Origin of the sequence: Clavibacter sp. CT19 (assembly GCF_027858075.1) — a bacterium.
Lineage (GTDB): Bacteria > Actinomycetota > Actinomycetes > Actinomycetales > Microbacteriaceae > Clavibacter > Clavibacter tessellarius_A.
The window spans coordinates 22,844-39,431 of the sequence record NZ_JAQHYR010000003.1 but is presented as its reverse complement, the minus strand read 5'-3'; the positions used below and the strand labels follow the sequence as shown (position 1 = coordinate 39,431).

The window sequence follows — 16,588 nt, the reverse complement described above, 5'->3', positions numbered from 1 at the left end:
CCGTGACCGCCACGCTGCAGGGCGCCTCGGTGCCCGACTCGGCATCCCCGTACCCGACGGGACGGCCGCCCGCCGTCACGCCGGCCAAGCGGGTGGTCCAGGCCCTCCGGTCGAAGCCGTCCGTCATCGCCAGCGTCGTGTTCGTCGTGCTGGTCCTGGTGCTCGCGGTGTTCGCGCCGCTCCTGTCCGGGATCACCGGCTGGGGCCCCACGACCTTCGACGCGACGGCCGTGGACCCCGTCCTCGGCGGCCTCCCCATCGGCCCGTTCGGCGGCGTCAGCGCCTCGCACTGGTTCGGCGTGGAGCCGCAGAACGGGCGCGACATCTTCGCCCGCATCGCGTACGGCGCCCGCGTCTCGATGCTCATCGCGGTCTCCGCGACCATCGTCACCACGACCGTCGGCGTGATCGCGGGCATGGTCGCCGGCTACTTCGGCGGCATCGTCGACCAGGTCGTGTCGCGGGTCATGGACTTCCTCATGGCCTTCCCGGCGCTGATCTTCATGATCGCGATCCTGTCGGCGCTGCCCGCGGGCAGCCGGCCGGCGCTGCTCGTCCTCACGCTCAGCGTCTTCGGCTGGCCCTACACGGCCCGCATCGTGCGCGGCCAGACCATGACGATCCGCACGCGCGACTTCGTCGAGGCGGCCCGGGCGTCCGGCGCCTCCTCGATGGGCGTGATCTTCCGGGAGGTGATGCCGAACCTGCGCGGCACGATCATCGTGCTGGCCACGCTCGCGGTGCCGGGGTACATCGGCACGGAGGCGGGCCTGTCCTTCCTCGGCGTCGGCGTGCTGCCGCCGACGCCGTCGTGGGGCCAGATGATCGCCGACTCGGTGAACTGGTACACGGTCGACCCCGCGTACTTCATCGTGCCGGGCTCGTTCCTCTTCCTCACGGTGCTGGCGTTCACGGTCTTCGGCGACCACCTCCGCACCGCGCTCGAGCAGGGGGAGGCGGCATGATCGGCTACCTGATCCGCCGGGCCGGCGCGGCCCTGGTGGTGCTCGCGCTCATCAGCCTCTTCACCTACATGATCTTCTTCCTGCTCCAGCCGGACCCCGCCGTCACCATCTGCGGCAAGACCTGCACGCCGGACAAGATCGACTCCATCCGCCAGCTCCTCGGCCTCGACCGGCCGTTCTGGGCGCAGTACGGCGACTTCATCGCCGGCATCTTCACGGGCCGCACCTACGGCGACGGCCCGACGGCGATCCAGTGCTCCGCGCCCTGCCTCGGCTTCAGCTTCCAGACGCAGCAGTCCGTGCTCGACCTGATGCTGTCCCGCCTCCCCGTGAGCATCACGATCGCGGTCGGCGCGGCCGTCCTCTGGCTCGTGTTCGGCGTCGCCGGCGGTCTCGTCAGCGCCATCCGCCAGGGCAGCGTGTGGGACCGGACCGCGATGGCGGCGGCGCTCACCGGGATCAGCGTGCCCATCACCTTCGCGGCGCTGCTCCTGCAGTACGTGCTCGTCGTGCAGCTGCAGGTGCTGCCGTTCCCGGAGGCGGTGGCGTTCTCGGACGACCCCGTCGGCTGGCTGGAGTCGTACATCATGCCGTGGCTGGTGCTCGCGCTCGGCTACGCGGCGATCTACGCGCGCATCGTGCGGGCCAACGTGATCGACACCCTGCAGGAGGACTACCTGCGGACCGCGCGCGCCAAGGGCCTGCCGGCGGCGCTCGTGATCCGCCGACACGCGCTCCGGCCGTCGCTCACGCCCGTCGTCACCCTGTTCGGCATGGACTTCGCCGGGCTGCTCGGTGGCGCCGTGATCACCGAGAAGGTCTTCGGCCTCAACGGCGTCGGCAAGCTCGCGGCCGACTCCATCGCCAAGAACGACCAGCCCGTCATCATGGGCGTCACGCTCCTCGCCGCGGCCTTCGTGGTGGTGGGGAACGTGGTCGTCGACGTGCTGTACACCGTGCTCGACCCCCGAGTGAGGATCACCGCGTGACCGCCACCGCACCGCACCAGCCGCCCGCCCGGGCCGTCCCCGGGACGCCGCTCCTCGAGGTCCGGGACCTCACGATCGCGTTCCCCACCTCGCGGGGGCCGGTGGAGGTCGTGAAGGACCTCTCCTTCCGGGTGGAGCCGGACAGCACCCTCGGCATCGTGGGGGAGTCGGGCTCCGGCAAGTCGATGACCTCGCTCGCCGTGATGGGCCTCGTGCCCCGCGGCGGCACGGTGACCGGCAGCATCAAGCTCGCGGGCGAGGAGCTCGTGGGCCGGCCCGACGCCGAGCTCCGCCGCTTCCGCGGCGACCGCATGGCGATGGTGTTCCAGGATCCGCTCTCGTCGCTCAACCCGTACTACACGGTGGGGCTCCAGATCGAGGAGGCCTACCGGGCGCACCGCGGCGGATCCCGCCGGGCCGTGCGCCAGGTGGTGGTGGAGGCGCTCGAGCGCGTCCGGATCCGCGAGGCCGGCACCCGCGTCGACCACTACCCGCACCAGTTCTCGGGCGGCATGCGGCAGCGCATCATGATCGCGATGGCGCTCTGCCTCGAGCCCGAGCTGCTCATCGCGGACGAGCCGACCACCGCGCTCGACGTGACGGTGCAGGCGCAGATCCTCGACCTGCTCCGCGAGATCCGCCGCGACACCGGGATGGGCATGCTCGTCATCACCCACGACCTCGCCGTCGTGTCCTCCCTCGCCGACGAGGTGCTCGTCATGCAGGGCGGGCACCGCGTCGAGAGCGGCACCACGGAGCGCGTGTTCACCGCGCCCGAGGACCCGTACACGCACGCGCTGCTCGAGGCGATCCCCCGCATCGACGCCGCCTACGACCGACCGACGACGGGAACCGCCTCATGAGCACCCCCTCCACCGCGCCCGAGCCGTTCCTCTCGGCCCGCGGCCTCACCAAGGAGTACGTGACGCGCGGCGGCCCCGGCCTCCGCCCGCCTGTGCGCCGGTTCCTCGCCGTCGACCACGTCGACCTCGACGTGCCGACCGGGCAGACGCTCTCCATCGTGGGCGAGTCCGGATCCGGCAAGTCGACGACCGCGCGCATCATCGCGCACCTGCTCGACCCCACCTCCGGCACCTTCGCCCTGAAGGGCGAGGACATGACGCACGCATCCGGCGCGCGCCTCCGCGAGTTCCGGCGGCAGGTGCAGGTGGTGTTCCAGGATCCGGCGTCGTCGCTCAACCCGCGGCACACGGTGGAGCAGATCATCAGCGCGCCGCTGCGGTACCAGGGCATCACGACGCCGGGCGGGCACGGGAAGCTCGTGCGCGACCTGCTCGACCGGGTGGGCCTGGACCCCGACCACGCGCAGCGCTACCCCGCGCAGTTCTCGGGCGGCCAGTGCCAGCGCATCGGCATCGCGCGGGCGCTCGCCGTGCAGCCCGGCCTCATCGTGTGCGACGAGGCGGTCTCCGCGCTCGACGTGACGGTGCAGGCCCGCGTCATCGCGCTGCTGCGCGACCTGCAGCGCGAGCGCGGCCTCAGCTACGTCTTCATCGCGCACGACCTCGCCGTCGTGCGGCAGCTCTCCGACCGCGTCGCCGTGATGAGCGCCGGCAAGGTCGTGGAGGAGGGCACGCGCGACGACGTGTTCGAGCGGCCGCAGCACCCGTACACCCGGTCGCTGCTCGACGCCGTGCCGCGCATCGACCCCGAGTGGGACCGGAAGCGGCTCGCCTCGCGGCGCGCGGCCGGCCTCGACACGGCGAGCATCGACACGGCGAGCGTCGACGCTGCGGCTCGCCGCGCGTCGGGCCGCGGCGCGGCGGGCGGGTCGGCCGCGTGATCGTCGGATCCGCGACCGTCCCCGGCGTGCACGTCACCGACCACGAGATCGAGGTGCCGCTCGACTGGGCGGCGGCGCGCGCGGGGGAGCCGACCCCGACGATCACCGTGTTCGCCCGCGAGCTCGTCGCGCCCGGACGCCGGGCGGACGACCTGCCGGCGCTCCTCTACCTGCAGGGCGGGCCGGGCGGGAAGTCGCCGCGGGTCCTCGATGACGGCGGGTGGATCGGCCACGCGCTCCGCACCCACCGCGTCGTGCTGCTCGACCAGCGCGGCACCGGGAGGAGCACGCCCGTGACGGCGCGCACGATGCAGCGGTTCGGCGACGACCACGCATCCGCCGCCCGGTACCTCGCACTGTTCCGCGCCGACTCGATCGTGCAGGACGCGGAGGCGCTCCGGCAGCACCTGGAGGGCGGCCGCCGCTGGTCGACCCTCGGCCAGAGCTACGGCGGGTTCCTCACGCTCACGTACCTGTCGCACGCGCCCGAGGCGCTGTCGGCGTGCTACGTGACGGGCGGGCTCGCGTCGCTCGACCCCGACGCCGAGGAGGTGTACCGGCGCACCTACCCGCGCACGGCCGCCAAGAACGCCGGGTACCACGCGCGCTACCCGGGCGACGTGGCGATCCTGTCCCGGCTCGCCGACCGCCTCGCCGCGGGCGACGTGACGCTGCCCGACGGCGACGTCCTCACGGTCCGGCGCCTGCAGACCCTCGGCATCGACCTCGGCATGGCGCCGGGACGGGAGCGGATCCACGCGCTCCTCGACGAGGCCCTCGACGACCGCGGCGATCCCACCGACGTGCTGCTCGCCGAGGTGCTCCGCCTCACCTCGTACGCGGCGAACCCGCTGTTCGCAGGCTTGCAGGAGAGCATCTACGCATCCGGCACCCGGCCGGCGACGGCGTGGGCGGCCGAGCGGGAGCGCGCCCGCCACCCGGCGTTCTCGCCCGACGCCCGGCCGCTGCTGCTCACCGGCGAGATGATGTACCCCTGGATGTTCGAGGAGATCCGCCTGCTGCGCCCGTTCCGCGGCGCCGTCGAGGAGATGGCCCGCCGCGACGACTGGCCGGAGCTCTACGACCCGGATCGGCTCGCGGCCAACGAGGTGCCCGTCGCCGCCGCGATCTACCACGACGACATGTACGTGGACGCCGGCCTGCAGCAGGAGACGGTCGCGCGCGTGGCGAACGCCCGCGCGTGGATCACGAACGAGCACGAGCACGACGGCCTGGGGGCGCCCGGCGTCCTCGGCCGGCTGATGGACATGATCGCCCGCGATGGAGGAGGGATCCCCCGATGACCGACACGACCCCCGAGACGCCCACCGGCGTCACCCCCGAGGAGCGCCGCCCGCCGCGGCTCGCCCAGGTGCCCGCGTTCCGGGAGCTCATGGCCGGCGGCTGGATCGCGCCCGACCGGACGCCGCCGACCGTGCCCGGCGCGGTCGAGGCGGCGGCCGCGCACCGCGACCGCCTGAGCGCCGCGATGCCCGGCGTCACGATGGCGGTCGTCAGCGGGTACGCGCCCACGCGCAACGACGACTGCCGCTACGCCTTCCGCGCGGACAGCGACTTCGTCTGGCTCACGGGGGTTCAGGTCGAGGGCGCCGTGCTCGTGATGCACGCGGTGCCGGGCGGCCACGACGCCGTCCTGCACGTGCCCGCGCCCGCGCATCCGGGCGACCCGCGCTTCTTCTCCGACGCCGACCACGGCGAGCTGTGGGTGGGGCCCGCGCCCGCGCACGCCGACTGGCAGCGCGCCCTCGGGATCCCGGTGCGCGACCCCGACCGCATCGCGCGCGACCTCGCGGGCGTCCGCGACGTGCGCCGGGCGGGCGCCGTCACGGGCGTCCCCTCCGCGCTCGCCGACGTGCCGCGCGACGACGCGCTCGTGGCGGCGCTCGGCGAGCTGCGCGTGATCAAGGACGCGTGGGAGCTCCAGGAGCTCCGCCGCGCGGTCGACGACACCGTCGAGGGCTTCGCCGAGGTGGTGCGGGCGATCCCGCGGGCCCAGGCGTCCGGCGGCGAGCGCTGGCTGCAGGGCACGTTCGACCGGCACGCGCGCACGGTCGGCAACGGCCCGGGCTACGCCACCATCGTGGGCGGCGGCGGGCACGCGACGATCCTGCACTGGGTGCGCTGCGACGGCCCGCTCCGCGACGGCGAGCTCGTGCTGCTCGACATGGGCGTGGAGGCGCGCAGCCTCTACACGGCCGACGTCACGCGCACGATCCCCGTCTCCGGCACCTTCACGCCCGAGCAGCGGCTCGTGCACGACGTGGTCGAGCGCGCCCACCGCGCGGGTCTCGACGCCGTCGCCCCCGGGCGTCCGCTCGTCGACTTCCACCACGCGTCGATGGAGGTCGTGGCCCAGGGCCTCCACGACCTCGGGCTCCTGCCGGTCTCCGTCGACGAGGCCCTGTCGCCCGCCGGCCAGCACCACCGGCGCTGGCTGGTGTGCGGGATCGGGCACCACCTCGGCCTCGACGTGCACGACTGCTCGGGGGCCGGCGTCGCCGGGTACGACCGCCTCGTGGAGCCCGGCATGGTGCTCACCGTGGAGCCCGGCCTCTACTTCCAGCCGGACGACGCGATGGTGCCGCCCGAGCTCCGCGGCATCGGCGTGCGGATCGAAGACGATATCGTGGTGACGCAGACGGGGTCCGACGTGCTGTCGGACGCGCTGCCGATCGACGCCCTCGGCCTGGAGTCCTGGATGCGGGAGCAGCGGTCCCCGTCCTGACACCCCGAGGAGGTCCCGCGTGAGCCTCTCGGCCCTGCGTCCCGCACCCCCGCGCGCGAGCCTGCGCGAGCACGTCCACCAGGCCCTCTCCGCCGCCATCGTCTCCGGGGAGCTCGAGCCCGGCACGCTCATCACCGTGCCGACGCTCGCGGTGCGCTTCGACGTGTCGGCCACGCCCGTGCGCGAGGCCGTGCTGGAGCTGGAGAAGCGCGGCTTCGTCGAGACCGTGCGCAACAAGGGGTTCCGGGTCACGGCCGTGAGCGACGAGGAGCTCGGCCACCTCGTGCAGGTGCGCCAGCTCCTCGAGGCGCCCGCCATGGAGCGGCTCGCGGGCCGCGTGCCGGACGACGCCCTGCCCGCGCTCGAGGGGCTCGCCGACCGCATCGAGCAGGGTGCCCGCGACGGCGACCTCCGTGCCTACCTCGAGGCCGACCAGGAGTTCCACCTGTCCCTCACGCGCATGCTCGGCAATCCCGTGCTCACGGCCTCCATCGCCGACCTGCGCTCGCGCACGCGGCTCGTCGGGCTCGCGTCGATGAAGGAGAGCAGCCACCTCGACGCGTCGGCCGCCGAGCACCACGAGCTGCTCCGCGCCCTCGTGCGCGGGGCCGGCCGGGAGGCGCACGCGGTGATGGTGCGGCACATCCGGCACGCCACCGGCTGGTGGGCAGGGCACGGCGAGGAGGACGCGGACGCCGGCGACGGCGACGACGGCGGGGACGCTGCTGGCGGCGGCCACGTCGACCGGGTCGCCGTGGATCCGGCAGCCGGACCCGTCGCGCGGGACTGACGCGCGGGACTGACGCGCGCGTCTGCCGGGTATCGCGGGTCCCGACTTCCCCTCGTCGCTGATGTGTGACATATTACTGACACCGCCACCCGCCCCGTCGCCCGACATCGGGCGCCATGACCCGTGAGAGCAGGGACCGCATGACGCGACACGTGGTGGTCGTCGGGGGAGGCATCGTCGGCGCGGCCTGCGCCCGGTCGCTCGCGCGCGCCGGGATCCGCGTCACGGTCGTCGAGCGGGCCGCCGTCGCGTCGGGCACGAGCGCGCAGGGCGAGGGCAACATCCTCGTCTCCGACAAGGGCCCGGGCGCCGAGCTGGAGCTGGCGCAGCTGGCCGCACGCCGCTGGCCCGAGGTCGCCGCCGAGATCGCCGAGGAGCTGGGCAACGCGCTCCCCTCCATCGAGTACGAGCCCAAGGGCGGGCTCGTCGTCACGACCACGGCCGAGGGCGCGGATCCGCTCCTCGCCTTCGCCGCCACCCAGCGCGCCGCGGGCGTCGACGCGGTCCCCGTCGACGTGCGCCGGGCGCTCGAGCTGGAGCCGTGGCTGAACCCCGGCATCACCGCCGCCGTGCACTACCCCGAGGACGCGCAGGTGCAGCCCGCGATCGCGACCGAGGCGCTCGCCGCGTCCGCCCGCCGGGCCGGCGCCGTAGTGCGGACCGGCGTCGAGGTGACCGGGCCGATCCTCGGACCCGACGGCGCGCTCCGCGGCGTGCGGACGACCGCGGGCGACATCGCAGCCGACGACGTGCTCGTCGCGGCCGGCCCCTGGTCGGGCGAGGTGGCGCGCGCCCTCGGCGTGGAGCTGCCGGTGCTGCCGCGGCGCGGGGTCGTGCTGGTCACGACGCGCATGCCGCACCGCATCCACCACAAGGTCTACGACGGCGACTACGTGGGCGCCGTCGGCTCCGGCGACGGGGCGCTGCAGACCTCGGGCGTCGTGGAGTCGACGCCGTCGGGGACCGTGCTCATCGGATCCAGCCGCGAGCGCGTCGGCTTCGACGCGTCGCTGCGCGTGGCCGTGCTCGAGGAGCTCGCCGCCAAGGCCGTGCGGCTCTTCCCCTTCCTCGCCGAGGCGAACGCGATGCGCTCCTACGGCGGCTTCCGGCCCTACCTGCCCGACCACCTGCCGGTCGTCGGGCCCGACCCGCGGCTGCCGGGGCTCTGGCACGCGAGCGGGCACGAGGGCGCCGGGATCGGGCTGTCGATCGCGACGGCCGACCTCATCGCCGCGCTGATGACCGGGGCCGCGACGCCGCTCGACGTCACGCCGTTCTCGGTCGCGCGGGCGTCGCTCGGGCTCGCGATGCGGACCGACGCGGGGGTGCGCGCGTGACGCCGCGGCGCGTGGATCCGGCGCGCGACCCGATCCGCCCCGAGCCCGCTGAGGCCGTGCGCTTCACGGTGGACGGGGATCCGGTGGAGGGCCTGCGCGGCCAGACCATCGCGGGCGCGCTGCTCGCCTCGGGCACGCTCGCCTGGCGGACGACCGCGAGCGCCGGCCGACCGCGCGGCGTCTTCTGCGGGATCGGCGTGTGCTTCGACTGCACCGTGACGGTGAACGGGCTGCCCGACGTGCGCGCCTGCCAGCGGCGCGCGGTCGACGGCGACGTCGTGGAGACGGGGCCGGGGGCGACCGTGCCGGACGCGGACGCTGCGGGGCCCGCTGCTGGGTCGGCCGCCGCTGGGTCTGCCGCCGCCGCCGCGCCTGCCACCGACGGGGACGCCTCGTGAGCGCCGGGGACGACCGGCGGCACGTCGTCGTGATCGGCGCCGGGCCCGCGGGGCTCGCCGCCGCGGTTGCCGCCCGCGCGCGCGGGGCGCGCGTCACGCTGCTCGACGCGTCCGACGAGCTGGGCGGCCAGTACTGGCGGCACCTCCCGGCGTCGCGACCGGCGGCGCGCGAGCGGATCCTGCACCACGGCTGGGACGCGTTCACCGGGATGCGGGCGCGGCTGGCGGCCGACGACGGCTGCGAGATCGTGACGGGCGCGCAGGTGTGGGCGATCGAGGTGGCCTCGGCCGACGCGGAGGCGCCGGCGCCCGCCGCCGTCGTCCACGTGCTCGTCGGCCCGGTCGACGGATCCGGTCGCGCGCCCCGGACCCTCCGCCCGGACGCGCTCGTGCTCGCCACCGGTGCGCACGACCGCACGCTGCCGTTCCCCGGCTGGGACCTGCCGGGCGTCTTCACCGCGGGCGCCGCGCAGGCCCTCGCGAAGGGCGAGCGTGTCGCGATCGGCGACCGCGTGATCGTCGCGGGCGCCGGCCCCTTCCTCCTCCCCGTCGCCGTGTCGCTGGTGCAGGCCGGGGCGCGCGTGGTCGGGATCCACGAGGCCGCGCGCGTTCCGTCGCTCGCCCGCGGCTGGCTGCGGGATCCGCTCGGCCTCGCCCGCGCGCCGCACAAGGCCGCCGAGCTCGCCGGCTACGTCTCCGTGCTGGCGCGCGAGCAGATCGGGTACGCCACGGGCAGCGCGGTCGTCGCCGCGCACGGGACCGACCGCGTCGAGGCCGTCACCGTGCAGCGCCTCGACGCGTCGTGGGCGCCGATCCCCGGCACCGAGCGGCGGGTCGCGGTGGACGCCGTGTGCGTCGGCCACGGCTTCACGCCCCGGCTCGAGCTGCCGATCGCCGCGGGCTGCCGCATCGGACCGGACCGCTTCGTCGAGGTCGACGCGTCGCAGGGCGCCGGACCCGCGGGCGTCTTCGCCGCGGGCGAGATCACGGGCATCGGGGGAGTGGACCAGGCGCTCGCGGAGGGCGAGGTCGCGGGGCACTGCGCCGCGGGCGGATCCCCGTCCGACGCCGCCGTCGCGCCCGCCGTCCGCCGCCGGGCCGTCGCGCACGACGTGGCCGGCCGCATCGAGGCCGCGCACGGCATCCGCCCCGGCTGGACCGGCTGGCTGCGCGACGACACGCTCGCCTGCCGCTGCGAGGAGGTGCCGGTCGGCCGGATCCGGGCCACCGCCCGCGCCGCGCGCTCCACCGACCTGCGCTCGATGAAGCTCGCCACGCGCGCCGGCCTCGGCATCTGCCAGGGCCGCGTGTGCGGACGCACCGTCGAGGAGCTGCTCGCGGGGGAGGCGCCGCCCGCCGGATGCGCGCCCGCCGGATCCGCGCCCGGCGCGGGTCCCGCCGCCACGCCCGCCGCCCTCGGCCCCGGCTCCGACCGCCGCCCCATCGCCTCGCCCGTGCGCCTCGGCGAGCTCGCCGCCGCCTACGACCTCCGCGACGCCGGGCCCCCGTCCCTCGCCGCGGCCGCGCCCGGCGTCGACGACCCGGCCATCGAGGTCGACGATCAGGCCCCCGGCGTCGACGACCCGCCGCCCGACGGCGCCCCGCCGCCCGACCCCGCACCCCCGACCACCCCCGCATCCCCCAGCACCACCGACCGGAAGGACACGCCATGACCGCACCCGCCCTGGACCTCGGAGGCGTCGTCGTCGCCACCACGCTGCCGTTCCGCGAGGACGCCGCCGCTCCCGCCGGCCTCGCCGTCGACTACGACGCGTACGCCGCGCACTGCGACTGGCTCATCTCGAACGGCTGCCGCGGCGTCGGCCCCAACGGCTCGCTCGGCGAGTACTCCTCGCTCACCGACGAGGAGCGCCGGAAGGTCGTGCAGGTCGCGGTCGAGGCGGTCGGCGGGCGGGGCGTCGTCGTGGCCGGCGTGCACGGCGTCGGCTGGCACCAGGCGAAGAAGTGGGCCGAGGTCGCGGCCGAGGACGGCGCCGACGGCGTGCTGCTCCTGCCGCCCACCCTCTACCGGGCGAGCGACGACGAGGTCGTCGAGCACTACGCGCGCGTCGACGAGGTGGGCCTGCCGATCATGGCCTACAACAACCCGTTCGACACCAAGGTCGACTTGACGCCCCAGCTCCTCCAGCGCCTCGACGCGCTCGAGAACGTCGTGGCGATCAAGGAGTTCTCGGGCGACATCCGGCGCGTGACGGAGATCCAGGACCTCACGGGCCTCGACGTCATCGCGGGCGCCGACGACCTGCTGCTGGAGTCGCTCATCATGGGCGCCGTCGGCTGGTTCGCGGGCTACCCGAACGCGTTCCCGCGCGAGGCCGTGGAGCTGTACGGGCTCGCGACGAGCGGTCGCATCGAGGAGGCGAAGGCGCTGTACCAGCACCTCGTGCCCGTGTTCCGCTGGGACTCGCGCACCGAGTTCGTGCAGGCCATCAAGCTGTCGATCGACGTGGCCGGCGAGAGCACGGGCGGCCCCACGCGTCCGCCGCGCGCGCCGCTGCCCGCCGCGGTCGCCGAGCAGGTCACGCGCGACACGCGCCGCGCGCTCGACCACCTCGCCGGGCGATGATCGACGGATGAGGTCCTCCCGCGTCTTCCACGCCGTCGACTCGCACACCGAGGGCATGCCGACCCGCGTCGTCACGAGCGGGTTCGGCGTGATCCCCGGCGCCACCATGAACGAGCGGCGTCTGCACCTCATCGAGCACCTCGACCACCTGCGGCTGCTGCTCATGACGGAGCCGCGCGGCCACGCGGCGATGAGCGGCGCGATCCTGCAGCCGCCCACGCGCGACGACTGCGACTGGGGCGTCCTCTACATCGAGGTGTCCGGCTGCCTCCCGATGTGCGGCCACGGCACCATCGGCGTCGCGACCGTGCTGGTGGAGACCGGGCTCGTCGAGGTGCAGGAGCCGGTCACGACCATCCGGCTCGACACCCCGGCCGGGCTCGTGATCGCGCGCGTCGACGTGGAGGACGGGCGGGCCGCATCCGTCACGATCGAGAACGTCCCCTCCTACGTGGAGCGGCTCGACGCGACGATCGAGGTGCCCGGCCTCGGCGCCGTGCCGTACAGCCTCGCGTTCGGCGGCAACTTCTACGCCGTCGTGGAGCTCGAGCGCCTGGGGCTGCCGTTCGACCGGGAGCGCCAGCAGGAGATCCTCCAGGCCGGGCTCGCGATCATGGGCGCGATCAACGAGCAGGCGCCGCCCTCGCACCCGGAGATAGAAGGGGTCGACCACTGCCACCACGTGGAGTTCCTCGCGCCCGGATCCGACGCGCGGCTCTCCCGGCACGCCATGGCCATCCACCCCGGCTGGTTCGACCGGTCGCCGTGCGGCACCGGCACGTCCGCGCGCATGGCCGAGCTGTGGGCGCGCGGCGAGCTGGCGGTGGGCGACGACTTCGTCAACGAGTCGTTCATCGGCAGCCGCTTCACCGGGCGGATCCTCGCGGAGACGACCGTCGCCGGCCGGCCCGCCATCGTCCCCGCCATCACGGGCCGCGCCTGGATCACGGGCATGGGCCAGTACCTGCTCGACCCCACCGACCCGTTCCCGAGCGGCTTCCGGTTCTGAACCGGCGCGCACGAACACGAGGAGAGACATGACCCCGCACGAGACCGACCCGACCGCCGACGCGACCACCGACCCCGCCGTCGCGGCGACCGTGGAGGCCGTCGCGGCGGCCGCCGCCGAGGCCGCCGCCCCGCTTGCCGCCCTCGCCCCGGCCGTCCGCGCCCGCGCGCTCGAGGCCGTCGCCGACGCGCTCGAGGCGATCCGCCCCGAGCTGCTGCCCGTCGCCGAGCGGGAGACCGCGCTCGCGCCCGGCCGCCTCGGCGGCGAGCTGACGCGCACGACCGTGCAGCTGCGGATCCTCGCGGCCGCGGTGCGCGACGGCCGCTACCTCGATGCGCGCATCGACCACGCGGATCCCGACGCCGCGCCCACCCCGCGCCCGGACCTCCGCCGCTACCTCGTGCCCGTCGGCCCCGTCCTCAACTTCGCGGCGTCGAACTTCCCGTTCGCGTTCTCCGTCGCGGGCGGCGACACGGCATCGGCCCTCGCGGTCGGCTGCCCGGTGGTCGTGAAGGCGCACCCGGGGCACCCCGAGCTGTCGCGCCGCGTCGCCGCGGCCGCGTCCGCCGCGCTCGTCGCCGCGGGGCTGCCCGAGGGCACGCTCCAGCTGGTGGAGGGCGAGGAGGCCGGGCTCGCCGTGCTCCGCGACCCGCGCATCCGCGCCGCCACCTTCACGGGATCGCTCCGCGCCGGCCGCTTCCTCGCCGACGTGGCCGCGGCGCGCCCCGACCCGATCCCGTTCTTCGGCGAGCTGGGCAGCGTCAACCCCGTCGTCATCACCGAGCGGGCCGCCGCCGAGCGCGGCGCGGACATCGCGCGCGCCCTCGTGGCGAGCGCCGCCGGATCCGCCGGGCAGCTGTGCACCGCGCCCGGCATCGTGCTGATCCCCGCCGGCCACGGCCTCGACGCCGTGCTCGCCGAGGAGGCCGGCGCCGTCGCGCCGCACGGGATGCTCAACGCCAGGATCGCGGAGGGCTACGCGGGAGGCCGCGCCGCCGCGATCGCGGTCGACGGCGTGCGCCTCGTCGCCGAGGGCCGCGCGCCCGCGGGAGACGACGGATCCGTGACGCCCACCATCGCGGCCGTCGCCCTCGCCGACTTCGAGGCCGCGGGCGACACCCTCCGCCACGAGGTGTTCGGCCCGTTCGCGCTCCTCGTCGAGTACCCCGCGGGCACCGACCTCGCCGAGCTCGCCGCGCGCACCTTCACGGGCGAGCTGACCGCGAGCGTGCACTTCGGCGCCGACGAGTCCGAGGCGGGCGACGCGGCCGATGCGGCAGCCGACCTGATCCGCGTGCTCGCCGCCCGCGCCGGCCGCGTGCTCGTGGACGCCTGGCCCACGGGCGTCTCCGTCACCGACGCGCAGCAGCACGGCGGGCCCTGGCCCGCCACCACGCTCGACCGCGGCACGAGCGTCGGCACCGCCTCGCTCGACCGGCTGCTCCGCGGCGTCGCGTTCCAGGGCGTGCCCGACGCGCTCCTGCCCGAGCCGCTGCGCACCGCGAACCCGTGGGGCGTGCCGCAGCGGGTGAGCGCCCGCGGGCACCGCGCCTAGGGGCCGGGCAGCGCGCGCCGAGACCGCGCGGGCGCCCGCGGCTGAGGGTTCCCACAAGCCGCGGGCATCCCCGCGGGAGCGCGTTGGAGGCCCGGCACGTGTTTTTCGGCAGGTGGAGGATCCGAACGTAGCGTGGCCGATGCCGGCAGGGACGCCGGCCGAGACGACGGCACGGAGGATCCATGGTCGACACGGCGGCACGAAGCACCACCCGCGGCACCAGGGGGCGGGGCCCGGCTGCGGGCGCGCTCCGGGGGACCCCCGTCCCGGTCGCGGGCGACGTCGACGCCGAGGTCGCGCAGGACCTCGACCGCACCGACGGCCGCCAGGACGCCCCGGGCCGCGGGCCGCGCATCGACGTCGAGGCCCTCGGCCGCGTCCTCCTCGGCCGCTGGGCCGACGTCCGCCGCTCGTCCCGCGAGCTGACGAGCCGCCCCGAGCTGCACCGCGTCGAGGGCCTCGACATGCACCAGCATCGGGCGCGCGTGAGCGAGCAGCTGAGGATCCTCGTCGAGCACGGCGGCGTGCACCGCGCCTACCCCGTGTCCGTCGGCGGGCTCGAGGACCACGGCGGCAACATCGCGGGCTTCGAGGAGCTCGTGGCCGCGGATCCGTCGCTCCAGATCAAGGCCGGCGTGCAGTGGGGCCTCTTCGGCTCCGCGGTGATGCACCTCGGCACCGAGCGCCACCACCGCGACCTCCTGCCGGGGATCATGACGCTCGAGACGCCCGGCGCGTTCGCGATGACGGAGACCGGGCACGGCTCCGACGTCGCGAGCATCGGCACCACCGCGACGTATGACCCCGAGACGGGCGAGTTCGACCTGCACACCCCGTTCCGCGCGGCGTGGAAGGACTACCTCGGCAACGCGGCGGTCGACGGCCGCGCCGCCACGGTCTTCGCGCAGCTGGTGACCCAGGGCGTGAACCACGGCGTGCACTGCTTCTTCGTGCCGCTCCGCGACGAGACCGGTGCGTTCCTCCCCGGCGTCGGCGGCGAGGACGACGGTCTCAAGGGCGGCCTCAACGGCATCGACAACGGCCGGCTCCACTTCGACCACGTGCGCGTGCCGCGCGCGAACCTCCTCAACCGCTACGGGGACGTGGCCGAGGACGGCACGTACACGTCCGAGATCACGAGCCCCGGGCGCCGCTTCTTCACGATGCTCGGCACGCTCGTGCAGGGCCGCGTCTCGCTCGACGGTGCCGCCACGAGCGCCGCGAAGATCGCGCTGCAGATCGCCGTCACGTACGGCAACCAGCGCCGCCAGTTCGTCGCCGGCGGCACCGACGAGGAGGTGCTGCTCGACTACCAGCGGCACCAGCGCCGGCTGATCCCGCGCATCGCCACCACCTACGCCGCCTCGTTCGCGCACGAGAAGCTGCTCGCGCAGTTCGACTCGGTGTTCTCCGGGAAGACCGACACCGACCAGGACCGGCAGGACCTCGAGACCCTCGCCGCCGCGCTCAAGCCGCTCAGCACGTGGCACGCGCTCGACACCATCCAGGAGGCGCGCGAGGCGTGCGGCGGCCAGGGCTTCCTCGCGGAGAACCGGCTCGTCGGGCTCCGCGCCGACCTCGACGTCTACGCGACCTTCGAGGGCGACAACACCGTGCTCCTCCAGCTCGTCGCCAAGCGCCTGCTCACCGACGTCAACCGCCGGTTCGCGAAGGCCGACTTCGGGGTGCTCGCGCGCTACGCCGTGGAGCAGGCCACCGACCGCACGCTCCGCTCGACGGGCCTCCGCCGGATCGGGCAGGCGCTCGCGGACCGCGGATCCACCGCCCGCTCGGTCGGCCAGCTCCGCGAGCCGGAGACGCAGCGCGCGCTCCTGACCGGCCGCGTGGAGACGATGGTCGCCGAGATCGCGACGGCGCTGCGGGCCACCCGCACGATGCCGCCCGCCGAGGCCGCCGCGCTGTTCAACCGGCACCAGGACGCGCTCATCGAGGCGGCCCGCGCGCACGCGCAGCTGCTGCAGTGGGAGGCGTTCACTGAGGCGCTCGACCCCGCGTCGGAGACCGGCCGCGCCATGGACGACGGCACGCGCCGGATCCTCACCTGGACCCGCGACCTGTTCGGCCTCCGCCTCATCGAGGACGACCTGGCCTGGTATCTGATCCACGGCCGCATCAGCTCGCCGCGCGCCCGCGCCGTGACGGCCTACATCGACCGGCTCGTCGCGCGCCTCCGCCCGCACGCGCAGGACCTCGTGGACGCGTTCGGCTACACGCAGGCGCACGTGCGCGCCCCCGTGGCGTCGGGCGAGGAGAAGGACCGCCAGGACGAGGCGCGCGCGTACCGCGACGCCCGGATCGCGGACGGCTCGGCGCCGCGCATGGAGAAGACCGCGAAGAAGTAGGAGCAGCTGAGGCGCCGCCGCGCATACACCACGCGGCGGTGTCTC

14 protein-coding genes are annotated in these 16,588 nt (G+C 75.2%); all 14 read left to right on the top strand.

The window, feature by feature from the left end; genetic code table 11:
- The first annotated feature begins 2 nt into the window (after window positions 1-2).
- The 14 genes from PED38_RS04260 to PED38_RS04195 all read left to right on the top strand — a co-directional run bounded on the left by PED38_RS04260 (window position 3) and on the right by PED38_RS04195 (window position 16,543).
- Window positions 3-965 (top strand): ABC transporter permease, encoded by a 963-nt coding sequence (locus PED38_RS04260; protein WP_063070229.1) that lies wholly within the window; start codon window positions 3-5, stop codon window positions 963-965.
- Window positions 962-1,954: an ABC transporter permease gene (locus PED38_RS04255; RefSeq protein WP_270979946.1), complete on the top strand. Its 993-nt coding sequence runs from the start codon at window positions 962-964 to the stop codon at window positions 1,952-1,954. The genes PED38_RS04260 and PED38_RS04255 overlap by 4 nt, the downstream gene beginning before the upstream one ends.
- A complete protein-coding gene (locus PED38_RS04250) occupies window positions 1,951-2,817 on the top strand; it encodes an ABC transporter ATP-binding protein (RefSeq protein ID WP_081234734.1) in 867 nt (288 codons plus the stop codon). Before PED38_RS04255 ends, PED38_RS04250 begins: the two co-directional genes overlap by 4 nt.
- The gene (locus PED38_RS04245; RefSeq protein WP_081234736.1) at window positions 2,814-3,758 is read left to right on the top strand and encodes an ATP-binding cassette domain-containing protein; all 945 of its coding nucleotides are present in this window, start codon (window positions 2,814-2,816) and stop codon (window positions 3,756-3,758) included. Before PED38_RS04250 ends, PED38_RS04245 begins: the two co-directional genes overlap by 4 nt.
- Window positions 3,755-5,062, top strand: coding sequence for an alpha/beta fold hydrolase (locus PED38_RS04240; protein WP_063070255.1), 1,308 nt, complete (start codon window positions 3,755-3,757; stop codon window positions 5,060-5,062). Before PED38_RS04245 ends, PED38_RS04240 begins: the two co-directional genes overlap by 4 nt.
- Window positions 5,059-6,504 (top strand): aminopeptidase P family protein, encoded by a 1,446-nt coding sequence (locus PED38_RS04235; RefSeq protein WP_270979943.1) that lies wholly within the window; start codon window positions 5,059-5,061, stop codon window positions 6,502-6,504. Before PED38_RS04240 ends, PED38_RS04235 begins: the two co-directional genes overlap by 4 nt.
- Before the next feature lie 19 nt (window positions 6,505-6,523).
- On the top strand, window positions 6,524-7,294 hold the full coding sequence (locus tag PED38_RS04230; protein ID WP_270979941.1) for a GntR family transcriptional regulator: 771 nt from the start codon (window positions 6,524-6,526) through the stop codon (window positions 7,292-7,294).
- Between the two features lie 140 nt (window positions 7,295-7,434).
- Complete coding sequence (locus tag PED38_RS04225) at window positions 7,435-8,631, top strand: NAD(P)/FAD-dependent oxidoreductase (RefSeq protein WP_270979939.1); 1,197 nt, start codon at window positions 7,435-7,437, stop codon at window positions 8,629-8,631.
- Window positions 8,628-9,029: a (2Fe-2S)-binding protein gene (locus tag PED38_RS04220; protein ID WP_270979938.1), complete on the top strand. Its 402-nt coding sequence runs from the start codon at window positions 8,628-8,630 to the stop codon at window positions 9,027-9,029. The genes PED38_RS04225 and PED38_RS04220 overlap by 4 nt, the downstream gene beginning before the upstream one ends.
- Entirely contained in the window at window positions 9,026-10,702 is a 1,677-nt protein-coding gene (locus tag PED38_RS04215; protein WP_270979936.1) for an NAD(P)/FAD-dependent oxidoreductase, read from the top strand. The genes PED38_RS04220 and PED38_RS04215 overlap by 4 nt, the downstream gene beginning before the upstream one ends.
- Window positions 10,699-11,616 (top strand): dihydrodipicolinate synthase family protein, encoded by a 918-nt coding sequence (locus PED38_RS04210; protein ID WP_270979935.1) that lies wholly within the window; start codon window positions 10,699-10,701, stop codon window positions 11,614-11,616. The genes PED38_RS04215 and PED38_RS04210 overlap by 4 nt, the downstream gene beginning before the upstream one ends.
- Window positions 11,617-11,623: 7 nt before the next feature.
- On the top strand, window positions 11,624-12,625 hold the full coding sequence (locus PED38_RS04205; protein ID WP_270979933.1) for a proline racemase family protein: 1,002 nt from the start codon (window positions 11,624-11,626) through the stop codon (window positions 12,623-12,625).
- A gap of 28 nt (window positions 12,626-12,653) precedes the next feature.
- Entirely contained in the window at window positions 12,654-14,180 is a 1,527-nt protein-coding gene (locus tag PED38_RS04200) for an aldehyde dehydrogenase (NADP(+)) (protein WP_270979931.1), read from the top strand.
- Window positions 14,181-14,362: 182 nt separating this feature from the next.
- Complete coding sequence (locus tag PED38_RS04195) at window positions 14,363-16,543, top strand: acyl-CoA dehydrogenase family protein (protein WP_270979929.1); 2,181 nt, start codon at window positions 14,363-14,365, stop codon at window positions 16,541-16,543.
- Window positions 16,544-16,588: the final 45 nt, after the last annotated feature.